Source organism: Francisella sp. AG1 (assembly GCF_057683165.1).
The window spans coordinates 1,139,980-1,152,996 of the sequence record NZ_CM173135.1 but is presented as its reverse complement, the minus strand read 5'-3'; the positions used below and the strand labels follow the sequence as shown (position 1 = coordinate 1,152,996).

The following is a 13,017-nucleotide window of genomic DNA, read 5'->3' as shown; positions in this document are numbered from 1 at the left end:
ATTATGTCTGAAATGATGTTAAATAATAATCAGATATTAGAGCTTCCTAGTGAAGTTATTATAAATTTAGTAAAACAATCATTGATCGAAGATGTAGCAAGCGGAGATATCACAGCGCAGTTGGCCAAAGATATTGATACTACAGCTTTTTGTATTACTAGAGAAAATATGATTTTATGTGGGCAGCAGTTTGCTAATGAAGTTATAAAACAAATTGATAAAAATATTGAAATAATCTGGTTTTATAACGATACACATCAAGTAACGGCTGGTGAGAAGATTTTTGAGCTTAATGGTAATGCCAGAAGCATTTTGACGGCTGAAAGAGCGATGCTTAATTTTATTCAAATGTTATCAGCTACAGCTACAGCTACATATGAATTAGTGAAACTAATAGCTAAATATAATACGAGATTACTTGATACACGTAAAACTATACCAGGTTTTCGTCTGGCTCAAAAATATGCAGTTAAATGTGGAGGAGGGTTTAATCATCGTATAGGATTATATGATGGTTATTTAATTAAAGAAAATCATATTCGTTCAGCTGGTAGTATTGAAGAAGCTATTTTTAAAGCTAATAGGTTAGATAGCTCTAAGATTATAGAAATTGAAGTTACAAATTTAGATGAGCTTAATCAAGCTATTAAAGCAGGTGCGCATATTGTAATGTTAGATAATTTTTCTATAGAGGATATAAATCAAGCTGTTTTTGTGGCAAAAAATAAGGTATCTCTTGAGGTTTCAGGCAATATAGATAGTAATTCTATAGTTGAAATAGCAAAAACAGGTGTTGATTTTATTTCAGTAGGAGCTATTACTAAAAATATCAAAGCAATAGATTTGTCTATGCAGGTTAAGTTATAGTAATGGTAACTAAAAAACATGATGTAGTTATTGTTGGTGGAGGATTAGCAGGGATAGTGACAGCTATTGAACTTGCAGAACAAAACTTAGATATAGCTATTATCTATGATCAAGCTATAAATCATTGTGCAAGCTCATATGCTCAAGGTGGAATTGCAGCTATAATATCAGCTGAAGATACTATAGATAGCCATGTTAAAGATACTTATGTTGCTAGCGGTAATATTGCTAACCTTGCAAGTATTAAGCAAGTTGTTAAAAAATCTAATTATTGTATAAAGTGGTTAGAGCGACATGGGATTGAATTTGATAAGAAATCAAATGGTGAATATAGTCTCCATTTAGAAGGTGGACATTCTTTAGCTAGAATTTTACATATTAAAGACTACACAGGTCGCGCTATTATATCAAAGCTCTATCAAAATCTTGATAAATTTAAAAATATTTCAGTATATCATGAGCATAATGTTTTTGAATTAATTAAAAAAGAAAATAAATGTACAGGTCTATATTCTTATAATAGAGATTATGAAGTAATAAAATTTATAACTAAAAATGTAGTACTAGCATCTGGCGGAGCTTCTGGCTTATATAAATATGTAACTAATGCATCTGCTGGTATGGGAAATACAATGGTTATGGCTTACGATATAGGTTGTCAGCTTAAAAATCTCGAATTTACCCAATTTCATCCAACTTGTTTTTTTAGTAGGACTGGTGAGCCAATTCTAATATCTGAGGCAATCCGTGGAAGTGGAGCTGTCTTGGAAACTGAGAAAGGTATTAGAGTTATGAAATCAATCCATGAGAGACAAGACCTTGCTCCTAGAGATATTGTAGCAAGACAAATATATATTAATATGCAGGCAGGTAGAGATGTTTATTTAAATGCCACTCATTTAAGCAGTAGTCAGTGGTCTGAAAAATTCCCCTATATATATCAAAAGCTATTAGATAATGGTATTAATCCAACTATAGATAGAGTACCTATATCACCAGCAGCACATTACAGTTGTGGTGGAATAAAAGTAGATAAAAATTCACAAACATGTGTTCAAAATTTATACGCTATAGGTGAAGTTTCTTGTACTGGATTACATGGAGCTAATAGGTTAGCTAGTAATTCATTATTGGAGTGTATTGTATATGCTTTAGAAGCAAGTAAACATATTTTGACTAATTTAGTAGATAAACAATTTTGTTATGATAATTTAACTTTAGAGTTACTTTTAGACTTTAAGACTGATTATTCTGAACAGATGTCTTATGTAAAACAGTTAATGTGGGATAAGGTTGGACTAGTTAGAAAAACACAGAATCTTATTGATGCATATGGAGAAATTGAGCTGTTAGAAAAGTCGTTATTAAGCTCTTCATCATTAGAAAAATATGATTTTAAGCTAGAATCTTATAGGAAATTTATTAAATTAACAAAATTAATGGTTAAACAGGCATCAATACGCAAAGTGAGCGCAGGTAGTCATTTCCTTAAAAACTAAGACTAAGATCTTGTTAATAATTGTTTTATTCTTACCACTAGCACTCCTGTCAATATTGAGTATATTAAATTAATTAGTACTGGAACAATATATCCAAAAATTCCAAAAAATATCCCATCAATTTTAATAAGAGCTTTTGAAAGGGTTGTATGAAGGTAAGAAGCAAACCATTGAATAAAATCTTCACTAAAAAATAAGTTTGAGGCTATTTGAATTTTTGTAGTGAAAACAATATTGCATATAGCTTCTATAAATATACCAGGATTAGTCAGTAAGTCATGAGAGTCAATATTACTAATTTTGAAAGATTTAAAATAAACAATTTGTAAGTGGTTGTATTCACAAACTATAAAAATTATAAAAAATATAAAAATATAAATTCTAAAATTTATAGGGGGTAGTTTATTGATCAAATATAATTTAATGCTTAAAATAATCAATCCTACTAATCCAAGAGCTAGTAAAAATATTTTAGCATTAAGGTAGGAGCTTAAAATTAATATAAATGCACAAAATATTAACCAGTTAAGTAATTTCCAAATTTTGGGCTTGATAATATCGAAATTATCTTCAGAATCATCATTGTCAAGAATAGGATCATCAGATTGCTTTTTTTTAAAAATCATAAAAACATTTTAATTTAGGTTTTATTCTATTATGGGCTTTTAAAAGCTTTTGTAAAACATTATAGTATTAAAATTGCACTTAAATTATAAAGACATGAAAAAATATTTAATAGCTATATTTTGTATAGTCTCTTATGCTTCATCATTTGCGATGGCTCAAAGTGAGGCTAGTCAACCATCAGTAGCTCGTTACAAAGTTAAGATTATGAATGCGGATCAACAAATTATTAAATTAATTGCTGAGCGAAAAGGTATCAGAGAAAAAATTCTGAAACTTGAGAAAAAACAGAACTTACCAGTTTATGATCCATTTAAAGATAAAAGCTTAATTAATACTCGTACATCTTTTGCAATAGAGTATGATGTTTCACCACAGCTTGTTACTGAGATTTTTAATATTTTAAATACAAAAGATTTACAAACTGTAGATCAAAGCTTTTAATAAATATATCTTTGAGAGGTAATAAAATATTATGACTATTTATGATTTCAAGTTAACAGCTAATGATGGTAGTGGATTCTACTTACCTAAAAGCAAAGTGCTTTTGATAGTGAATGTTGCGAGTAAATGTGGTTTTACTAAGCAATATAGAGGTCTCCAACATTTGCATGAGATATACCCTGATTTGGAAATTGTAGCATTCCCATGTAATTCATTTGGAGGTCAGGAGCCTGGTAAAGATGGAGAAATTAAAGATTTTTGTGAGACTAATTTTGGTATTACATTTCCGATAATGAAAAAAACTAAAGTAAATGGTAAAGATTCTGAACCTTTATTTGAATATTTGAAGGAACAAGCTAAGGGTATACTAGGAACTGAGAGAATAAAGTGGAATTTCACTAAATTTTTAATATCTAAAGATGGTAAGACTGTGCAAAGATACGCCCCTAAAACTATCCCTGAAGATTTGATTCCTGATATTGATAATTTTTTAAAAGATTAAAATAAAGTAATATATACTTTAAGTAAGTAATATAATAACTTTTTTATAAAAGGGAGTGTAATAAATTCTGTGTTATCACTAATTTACTCTAATAATTATACTAAATCTAACGCATCTTTCAATCTCTCCTTAAAGTGAATATTTAACTGGGAAATAGTCAAACTTCAATTACGAATTGGCATAGTCCATTTTTTCTCGGCATTTAAAATCCCCGCATAAAGCAATTTCAATAAGCTGTTATCATTTGGGAAAGCTCCTTTAGTCTTAGTCAAAGTCCTGAATTGACGATGGACAGATTCAATAATATTAGTTGTATAAATAACTCGTCTGATAGGATCAGCATACTTAAAATAATTAGATAAATTGTCCCATTTATTTCTCCATGATTCGAAGACTATTGGGTATTTTTGACCCCATTTTTCTTCAAGCTTATCTAGCTCTATTTCAGCTTCTTCTTTAGTAAATGCTTGGTAGATAGCTTTTAGATCTTTAGCAAATTGTTTTTGGATGCTAGAGCCAACATATTTGAGGCTGTTGCGTATTTGGTGAACAACACACAACTGAACCTCAGTATCTGGAAATATAGAGTTGATAGCCTCAGGAAAGCCTTTAAGACCATCAACAGATGCTATTAAAATATCTTTAACTCCTCTGTTTTGTAAATCAGTTAAAACTTGCATCCAAAACCTAGAGCCTTCACTCTCATTAAGATACAGACCCAATATAGTTAATCCGATAGTTATTTGACAATAATGTTATAATATTTAGAAAAAATGTCATCATATAGCCAAGATTTCAGAGATATCGTAATAACTAAATATAAAGAAGGCCTAACAGACAAAGAGCTAAGTAATTTTTTTAATATAGATATCCGTACTACTAGATCTTGGATAAACTTATACGAGACAACTGGTGATTATAAATATAAGCAAAGAAAAGAACAAGATAGGCAAAGTTTTATAGAGGTTGTTGAGACTATTGAACCTAACAAACTTGTATATTTAGATGAAATGGGTATGGATAATAAACAGTCTGTACTAAGAGGATGGTCTCTTGTTGGTAAACCTAGCTATGGTGAAGTTATTGCTTATCAAACTCAGAGAAAAAGTATAGTTGCTGGTTATAACTATTTAGAAAAGAAGATTATAGCACCGCTAGAGTATACTGGATATACAGATACTCAAATTTTTAATCAGTGGTTTGAAGAGCATTTATGTCCTGAGTTAATTCCAAAGACTACTGTTGTTATGGATAATGCTAGTTTTCATAAGTCTCCTAAATTGGCTAAAATAGCAGAGAAGTTTGATATACAGATACTATACCTTCCTGCTTATTCTCCTGATTTAAATCCTATAGAAAAAATTTGGGCCAATTTTAAAAGAATTTTAAGAAAAGTAAATAATTCTTTTGATAATTTATCTGATGCTATTACTCACGTCTTTAGCATAATATTATCAGATTAACTATAAAGTCCTTCTGTTATCAAATTAATCATATCAAATTGACACAGAATTTATTACACTCCCTTATATTTAATTAAATATTGATTCTGTTTCATTGACATATTTACTAATAGATCTGATGGTATTTATAAGTAGATCTTTCTTGAGATTGAGATATTTCTTAGAAATAAAGAGTCATGAGAAACTATTATAATAGCTCCGTTATAACAGTTTATAGCTTGCTCAAGTAATTTAATATTTTTAATATCCAAGTGGTTAGTTGGTTCATCTAATAATAAAAGTTGAGGGGTGTTCTTAGTTATTAAGCACATTGCTAGACCTACTCTAATTCTTTCACCACCACTTAAGTTTTTAATTTTTTTATAAACAAGCTCTCCTCTAAATTTATATTGAGCTAGAAGAGCGTATGCTTGTTGAGTATTGTAGGAGCTATTAAAATATCTAACATTATCGATTAGGGATAATTCATCTTGTAGTATACTATTATGTTGATCTATATATCCTATACTTTTAATGTAAGTTTTTATATTGCCTGATGTAGGTTTGAGCTCTTGTTTAATTAGCCTAAATAGAGTTGATTTACCACTACCATTTAAACCATCTAAGACTATACGCTCCGGTCCACTAATTTTCAGATTAAAATTATCAAATATTTTAATATTTTGTTGGTAACTAAAGCATAAATTTTCAATATTTACTATTAGCTTTGAGCTAGGAACATAAGTATTTGGCAAGGCAATATTAATAGGTTTTTCTATGATTAATTTTTCTTTGGCTTTTAAGAGTTGGTTTTTGGCATTTATTAGCATGTGATTAGCTAATGAAGAATTTTTTGAAGAAGTTTTCTCACTTCTTTCTTTCATACTATTTGCAGATAAGTTATTAATAGATCTAGATTTTCTTAAGTTTTTGCCAATACTAGATCTTTGGACTTGTTTTTCTTTTGTCTCTTGGATACTTTCATTTATACGCAAGATATTTTTTTCTGAATTTTTAATCTCGTGAAGTATTCTTTGTTGAGAAATATTTTTTTGCTTTTCATATAGGCTAAAACCACCCCCATATTGAATAAGGCAATTGTCAATTATCTCTATAGTATGATTCATACATTCAAGTAAGCATCTGTCATGAGAAGCTATAATTACACATTTGTTAGTAGTATTTAACCATTCAAAAAATATTTCTTTAGAAGAAATATCTAAACTATTTGTAGGCTCATCAAGTATGATTATATTACAGGGAGAGAGGATAGCTTTAGTTAATAGTATTTTAGTTTGCTCTCCGCCACTATAAGTTTTTAACTTATGATTTAAATCAATTTTTATTCTAAAAAAAGAATATATTTTTTCTTCAGTGAGCGTTTTAGAGTCCCAGTAACCTTCAGCTAAATCAAAATCTTTTTGATTGCAACTACCATTATTGATTCTATTAATAGCTGCAAGATTATTGCTAATACCAAAAATATCAGAGACTTTTATATTTTTATCAATATTTTGAGGTATATAAATAATATTTGTTGACACATGCACTCTACCTATATCAGGTTTAACAATGCCAGCAAGTAGTTTTAAAAAGGTGGTTTTACCAGAACCATTATCTCCAACTATGCCATATTTACTTAGTTTGAAAGACGAGTTTATTTCTTTAAATAATATGTTTGAATTTGTAATGTTGTATGAAACATTAGAACATTGAAGCAATGTAGTAGCCATATAAATCTCCTAGATTTTAATAAATTAATATAAAAATGGGATTTATTTATTCATTGGCCTGTTTGATTGCTTAATTAGAGTATAAAACTGGTAAATATTATAAATAGAATTTGTATAAAGTCAAATTAGGCTAGTTGCGACATAAATTAATAGACTACTAATCTTATATAAATCAAGGGAATTTTCTTTTATTATATAATTATGATCAATATTTCTATAAATTTAACTTGATGAACTTTCTTGCAAAAAAACAGTTTCGCGAAATAGAAGAATATGCTATTTCTAAAGGTATTAACCTTATTGAAAAAGCCACAGATAATATAGTTAATATAATTAAAAAAAGATTTGATAAAAAATCTAGAGTTTTGGTGATTGTAGGAGGTGGTAATAATGGTAGTGATGGGATTGCTACAGCAATTAAGCTTATTAATAAAGGCTATGAAGTTGATTTATATCAAATAGATAAAAAAAACAATGGCATTAATAAAGGTTATTATCACGAATTTTGTAAAATTAAACAGCCTTTGCAAACATTACCTAAAATTAGTAATTATAATGTCATTATTGATGGATTATTCGGTATTGGAGTTAATAGAAGCTTATCAAATGATATGGTAGAGTTTATCGGAGATATAAATAAGTACTCAAAATATATTATAGCTATAGATGTTCCTAGTGGCCTTAATGCTTTTAATGCAAAAGTATATGGTGCAGCAATAAAAGCTAATGAGACAATTACATTTCTGGCTGATAAGCAAGGTCTATATACTGGTGATGGGCCTGATCATACTGGTATTGTGCTAGTTGTGGAATTAATAAATAAAAGAAATATCAAATTTAGTAACAGTGATTATAAAGTTTATAAAAACCATATTGATGATATAAATATAGATAAAATTCGTAGAGAAAAGAAAAATACTAATAAAGGTAGTTATGGGAATTTAGCGCTGATTGGTGGTAATGAAGGTATGCATGGGTCATTATATTTAGCTGCTAAAAGCGCTTTATATAGTGGTTGTGGTAAAATTTCTATGGTACCTTTAGATAAAGATTTTTGCATTGATATGGATCTGGCTGAGCTTATGACTAAATCTTTAGTATATATCCATCAACATTTAAATAGTTTTTCAGCCCTAGTAGTTGGAATTGGGTTTGCTACAACTCAAGTATCTGAAGAAATTTTAAAAAAGATAATTATGAATGCATCTCAGCCTATTGTTTTTGATGCTGATGCTTTAAATATAATTGCTAAAAATTTAGAGATTCGAGAAAAATTTATCCAATTAAAGCATAAAGTGATAACTCCACACCCTGCAGAGGCTGCTAGGCTGCTTAATTGTAGCATTCAAGAAGTACAAAATGATAGATTTGAAGCTGTTAGAAAACTTGCTAAGAAATACAGTGCAACTGTAGTATTAAAAGGTAATGGCAGCCTAATCTGTAAAGACAATGAAGTCTATATAAATACTACTGGTAATCAAGGTATGGCAGTGGCAGGTCAGGGAGACGTTTTATCTGGGGTTATAGGAGCATTTTTAGCTCAAGCTTTAGATATATTATCAGCTGCTAGATTAGCTGTATATGTGCATGGTTTAGCTGGGGATAATATAGCTAATGAACTTGGAGGATATATTGGAGTGTTTCCTAGTAAGGTTGCTAAAGAAGTTTGTAATGTTTTAAATAAACTATAGTGAATAAAAGAATGGATAATCTTTTAGCTATGTTCTAGTAGTAATCTAAAAATTAAACTAAGATCTGTAGTATTGGCTATTAGCAAATCATTTTTTAATATAGAATGGATTCCATGTGTTTATTAAGAATCAAAACAATGATGCAGCAGTTAAAGTATTTTTTATATCCTACAAAAGTTTTAGCAAAACATATAGATCCAAACAATCATTTAAATAATGTTATATATCTACAATGGATGCAAGAGGCTGCTATTGAGCATGTAAAAGCCAATGGTGTTTTCGAGTTTACAGAAGCACAAGCTCTTACTTGGTTTGCTAAAAAACATAGTATAGAGTATTTTGGAGAAGGTTTTTTAGCTGATGAGATAATTACGATAACATGGGTTGAGAGCATTACTAAAATTTCGACTCTTAGAAGATATATTGTATATAGAAAATCAGATAAAAAACTTTTATGTAAAGGTGAAACTTTGTGGATAATGATAAATTTAAATAAAAAAAGACCAGTCAAAATTCCCTTGGAATTAATTAAAATTTTTGATAAATATAATGATTTTCAAGTTGGAGATATAACTGAGTTAATGGTTTAGTTTTTTTGAAAAGCATTTATTTACAAACATTTAAAGGAAATTAGTAAAAGTTTGTTAGCTTTTGTCTTAAACCTTCAAATAAATATATTGTTGCAGCTTGGGCTACGTTTAATGATTCTATATCACTAAGAGTGGGAATCATTGTTTTTTGTCCTATTGAAAAGTCTTGTATGCCGTTTGCTTCTTCACCAAAGACTAAGATACTATTATAAAGTTTAAATTCTTTGTCATAGCATGATAGACCTTGGTGTGGAGTTGTTAACCATACTTGATGGTTTTTTAGTTCAGGTTGCTTTTTCAAATCTTTGAGATCTTTATAGTAACCAAAAGTTAAACTAAATTGAGCACCCATTCCAGCTCTAATAGCTTTAGGATTAAAAGGATCAACACTACCATCTAATAAGATAATTTCTTTTAGCCCAACAGCTATTGCTGTACGCAATATTGTACCTAGATTACCAGGATCTTGTATCCTATCTAAAACCAACATAAAATCATCATTAAACTGCAATGTCTGGGTTTGCTTTTTTTTAGCTAAGATTAAAACTCCTTGAGAATTATAAGTTTGTGATAGTTCATTAAATTGACCATCAGAAACAATGATTTTTTTATCTAAATTATAAATACTGCTATCTACTTTTTCAGAAATAAGTACTATTACTATATCTTGTGTAGGTAATCTACTAAGTGCTTCTTGACAGCATCTAGTACCTTCAATGACATAAAATTGAGACTTTTTTCTTCCTTGAGCTGACTGGAGTTTTTTTATTTCTTTTAAAAGTTTATGAGTGATTATTTTCATTTATTTAAATAATAGTCAATATTGTTACTATTTTATGATTTTTATTTGATAGTTTAAATAGCTAGAATACGTATTTTCTATAAGTCTGCAATTATCATTTGATTAGAAATTGATGAAAGTATATTTAATTAAGTGAAAAATAACCAAGATTCAGTATCCATGCAAAATTTATCCATATAAAATATGGTACTAATAGGTAGCCAGCAAGTTTATTTATTTTTATAAAGATGCCAATATTCCAAGCTAGAAATATCCATAGAACTGACATTTCAAGTAGTGCCAAATCTATTTGGTGCCAATAAAAAAATATAAAACTCCACAGGAAATTTAGGCAAAGCTGGATTAGATAAATTATAAAAACTTTATCACGAAGAGCATTTTTTTGAAAAATCAGCCAGCCTGATATTGCAATCATAATATATATAATTGTCCATACTGGAGCAAAAATCCAGTTGGGAGGGGCATAGGCAGGACTATTTAAATTAATGAACCAAATAGGAATATTAGTAGATGTTATAGTTCCTATAGATATACCTATACTTAAGATTATAATTATAAAAATAAATAAAGATACGAGGTCTTTGATTTTAAGTTGTTTCATTTCTATTCCTAGAGATTTCTAATCTAAAGTTAAATCATATACAAATATTTTAGATTAAAATATACATTTTCAGAAGTTTATATCATAATTATTGATAAGATTTAATTTAGAAGTAGGTAAGATAAGTGTTAAAAACAAAAAGTTTAGCCCCTCATGAATACGAAATTATAGTTAATAAAGATACTGAACAGCCATTTGTAGGTAGATATAATGATTTGGATCAAAATGGTAGTTATATTTGTAGGAATTGTGGTACACCATTATTTAAAGCGGATAGTAAATTTATTTCAACTTGTGGTTGGCCAAGCTATGATATTTATATAGATGGTAATGTTAAAGAGCTTCCTGATGCTGATGGTAGGAGAACAGAAATTTTATGCAATAATTGTGATGGTCACCTTGGCCATATTTTTAAAGGAGAGGGGTATACAAAATTAAACACTCGTTATTGTGTGAATTCAGCATCTGTTGACTTTATTTCTTCAGAAAAATTTAATGAAACTGAAGAGATAATTCTTGCAGCTGGATGTTTTTGGGGTGTAGAATATTATATTAAAAAACTTAATGGAGTTTTATTTGCAGAATCAGGCTATTGCGGTGGAGATAAGCCTTATCCAGATTATAAAAAAGTATGTGCAGGAGATACTGGATATTTAGAGGTAGTTCGAGTTATCTTTGATAGAACAAAACTATCTTTAGAAAACCTCTTGAAATATTTTTTTGAGATACATGATTTTGAACAAATCGATGGACAGGGACCTGATGTTGGTGATCAGTATAAATCAGCTATTTTTTATTATAATACTGAGCAAAAGAAAGTTGCAGAAAGCCTTAAGCAAACTCTTGAGCAAAAAAACTACAAGGTAGTGACAAAAATTAATGAGATGAAACCATATTACGTGGCTGAAGCTTATCATCTGGATTATTATATGAAACAAGGATCTTTGCCTTATTGTCATACTTATAAGAAAATATTCTAATATTTTTCTTTAAAAAATTTATTTTGAGTTATTATAAATAAAATTATGGATATTATTATAAATCCTAGTTGCTGAATTGGAATTTCTATCATTAATTTTGATATGGATGAGAAGTTAAGTAAGAAGCCAGCAAAGCCAGCAACCACAAATTTCATTAGCCTTATTATGGCGTTACCAGCTGCAAAACCTTGTTTAAGTATATCTATAGCTTTAGAGGTTGTAATTATATTTATTAAAGCAAGACTTGATGTAACAAGAGCGTTTAGGATTACAAAAAAATATATATTATGGAGATAGTAAGAGCTAAAAATATTTATTATAGCTATCGCTATAGCAAAGTAATATCCTTTAAAAATAAACTTATTTTGATTATGAGATGTAACTTTATTTTTAATGAGATTACTAGCAAAAATTATTCCACAAATATTTAAAGCAAATAGAATACAATATTGAGTATAACCTAGGTGATAGTATTCAATTAGTAGATTTGAAGAAGCACTAATGAAGCTGAATAACGCTCCAAAGCATAATCCTCCTACTAATGATCCAGCAATAAAAGGGAGGTTTTTAAAATGGTTTATATATGCTTTAAAACTTTCAATTAGGCTTTTTGGTCTGTTAAAAGCCTGGTGTGTCTCTGGAATTATTAGTGTGATTATAAGTAGTATGACTCCATATATGGTTAAAAAATGAAATATATTTTGCCATTTACCTGTGGTATAGATAATAACACTGCCAATAATAGGTGCAACAATAGGAGCGACCATAAAAATCATGATCATTGTAGCCATTATTTTCATTAATTTTTTTCCTCTATAGCAATCTTTTAATATCGCCATAGCTGCTACAGCAGCTGGTGAGTCACCTAAACCTTGAATAAATCTCATAAGTATCAATGTTTCAAAATCATGTGTAAAGGTGCAGAGTATAGTACTAGCTATATATATTAACATACCAATAGTAAGGATTTTTTTACGACCATATCGATCAGATAATGCGCCCCAAAATAACATACCAACGCCAAATCCAAGTAGATATGTAGATATTGTAATAGTCATTTTACTAACATCTATATTAAAGAAATGACTAATATTTCCAAAAGCAGGAATATAAGCATCAATAGCAAGAGGAGGTAATGCTACAAATACTACGACAAAAAAAACCAGGTATTTACTACCTTTTCTAACTTGGACCATAGTTTGTAATTATTATAATTATATCAGATAGACTATTTTAACAGAT

Annotated in this window: 13 protein-coding genes and 1 pseudogene; 8 read left to right on the top strand and 6 right to left on the bottom strand. The window is 29.0% G+C overall.

The annotated features are described in order from the left end of the window. Positions 1 to 3 precede the first annotated feature (3 nt). Together nadC and nadB are read left to right on the top strand one after the other, a co-directional pair. Positions 4 to 867, top strand: a complete 864-nt coding sequence (gene nadC, locus ACR0PV_RS06025) for a carboxylating nicotinate-nucleotide diphosphorylase (RefSeq protein WP_488172245.1) — start codon at positions 4 to 6, stop codon at positions 865 to 867. A gap of 2 nt (positions 868 to 869) precedes the next feature. Then, on the top strand, positions 870 to 2,366 hold the full coding sequence (nadB, locus tag ACR0PV_RS06020) for an L-aspartate oxidase (protein ID WP_488172244.1): 1,497 nt from the start codon (positions 870 to 872) through the stop codon (positions 2,364 to 2,366). A 2-nt stretch (positions 2,367 to 2,368) separates the two neighbouring features. Here nadB and ACR0PV_RS06015 read toward each other — a convergent pair whose 3' ends face one another. Further along, the gene (locus tag ACR0PV_RS06015; RefSeq protein WP_488172243.1) at positions 2,369 to 2,992 is read right to left on the bottom strand and encodes a hypothetical protein; all 624 of its coding nucleotides are present in this window, start codon (positions 2,990 to 2,992) and stop codon (positions 2,369 to 2,371) included. Positions 2,993 to 3,086: 94 nt separating this feature from the next. On the opposite strand from ACR0PV_RS06015, the gene ACR0PV_RS06010 reads away from it, so the two are divergent. Both ACR0PV_RS06010 and ACR0PV_RS06005 read left to right on the top strand, forming a co-directional pair. Further along, positions 3,087 to 3,434 carry a chorismate mutase gene (locus ACR0PV_RS06010; RefSeq protein WP_488172242.1) on the top strand — a complete coding sequence of 116 codons (348 nt, stop codon included), beginning with the start codon at positions 3,087 to 3,089 and terminating at the stop codon, positions 3,432 to 3,434. 31 nt (positions 3,435 to 3,465) lie between these two features. Then, on the top strand, positions 3,466 to 3,936 hold the full coding sequence (locus ACR0PV_RS06005; RefSeq protein ID WP_488172241.1) for a glutathione peroxidase: 471 nt from the start codon (positions 3,466 to 3,468) through the stop codon (positions 3,934 to 3,936). A 95-nt stretch (positions 3,937 to 4,031) separates the two neighbouring features. On the opposite strand, the pseudogene ACR0PV_RS06000 reads toward ACR0PV_RS06005, so the two are convergent. Further along, a pseudogene (locus tag ACR0PV_RS06000) lies at positions 4,032 to 4,661 on the bottom strand (IS256 family transposase); the annotation flags it as partial. Positions 4,662 to 4,709: 48 nt separating this feature from the next. On the opposite strand from ACR0PV_RS06000, the gene ACR0PV_RS05995 reads away from it, so the two are divergent. Beyond that, the gene (locus ACR0PV_RS05995; protein WP_488172240.1) at positions 4,710 to 5,399 is read left to right on the top strand and encodes an IS630 family transposase; all 690 of its coding nucleotides are present in this window, start codon (positions 4,710 to 4,712) and stop codon (positions 5,397 to 5,399) included. Between the two features lie 125 nt (positions 5,400 to 5,524). On the opposite strand, the gene ACR0PV_RS05990 is transcribed toward ACR0PV_RS05995, so the two are convergent. Next, the gene (locus ACR0PV_RS05990) at positions 5,525 to 7,111 is read right to left on the bottom strand and encodes an ABC-F family ATP-binding cassette domain-containing protein (RefSeq protein ID WP_488172239.1); all 1,587 of its coding nucleotides are present in this window, start codon (positions 7,109 to 7,111) and stop codon (positions 5,525 to 5,527) included. Between the two features lie 230 nt (positions 7,112 to 7,341). Between ACR0PV_RS05990 and ACR0PV_RS05985 the strand changes: the two genes are divergently transcribed. Together ACR0PV_RS05985 and ACR0PV_RS05980 are read left to right on the top strand one after the other, a co-directional pair. Continuing rightward, on the top strand, positions 7,342 to 8,802 hold the full coding sequence (locus ACR0PV_RS05985; protein ID WP_488172238.1) for an NAD(P)H-hydrate dehydratase: 1,461 nt from the start codon (positions 7,342 to 7,344) through the stop codon (positions 8,800 to 8,802). Between the two features lie 137 nt (positions 8,803 to 8,939). Then, positions 8,940 to 9,392, top strand: coding sequence for an acyl-CoA thioesterase (locus tag ACR0PV_RS05980; RefSeq protein ID WP_488172237.1), 453 nt, complete (start codon positions 8,940 to 8,942; stop codon positions 9,390 to 9,392). 40 nt (positions 9,393 to 9,432) lie between these two features. Here ACR0PV_RS05980 and ACR0PV_RS05975 read toward each other — a convergent pair whose 3' ends face one another. Continuing rightward, entirely contained in the window at positions 9,433 to 10,194 is a 762-nt protein-coding gene (locus ACR0PV_RS05975; RefSeq protein ID WP_488172236.1) for a TrmH family RNA methyltransferase, read from the bottom strand. 124 nt (positions 10,195 to 10,318) lie between these two features. After that, positions 10,319 to 10,795, bottom strand: a complete 477-nt coding sequence (locus tag ACR0PV_RS05970) for a TspO/MBR family protein (protein WP_488172235.1) — start codon at positions 10,793 to 10,795, stop codon at positions 10,319 to 10,321. A gap of 125 nt (positions 10,796 to 10,920) precedes the next feature. Here ACR0PV_RS05970 and ACR0PV_RS05965 point away from each other — a divergent pair, with 125 nt between their 5' ends. After that, positions 10,921 to 11,775: a bifunctional methionine sulfoxide reductase B/A protein gene (locus ACR0PV_RS05965; protein ID WP_488172234.1), complete on the top strand. Its 855-nt coding sequence runs from the start codon at positions 10,921 to 10,923 to the stop codon at positions 11,773 to 11,775. Here the strand turns inward: ACR0PV_RS05965 and ACR0PV_RS05960 are convergent. Then, positions 11,772 to 12,971, bottom strand: coding sequence for a multidrug effflux MFS transporter (locus ACR0PV_RS05960; RefSeq protein ID WP_488172233.1), 1,200 nt, complete (start codon positions 12,969 to 12,971; stop codon positions 11,772 to 11,774). The genes ACR0PV_RS05965 and ACR0PV_RS05960 overlap by 4 nt on opposite strands. Positions 12,972 to 13,017 lie beyond the last annotated feature (46 nt).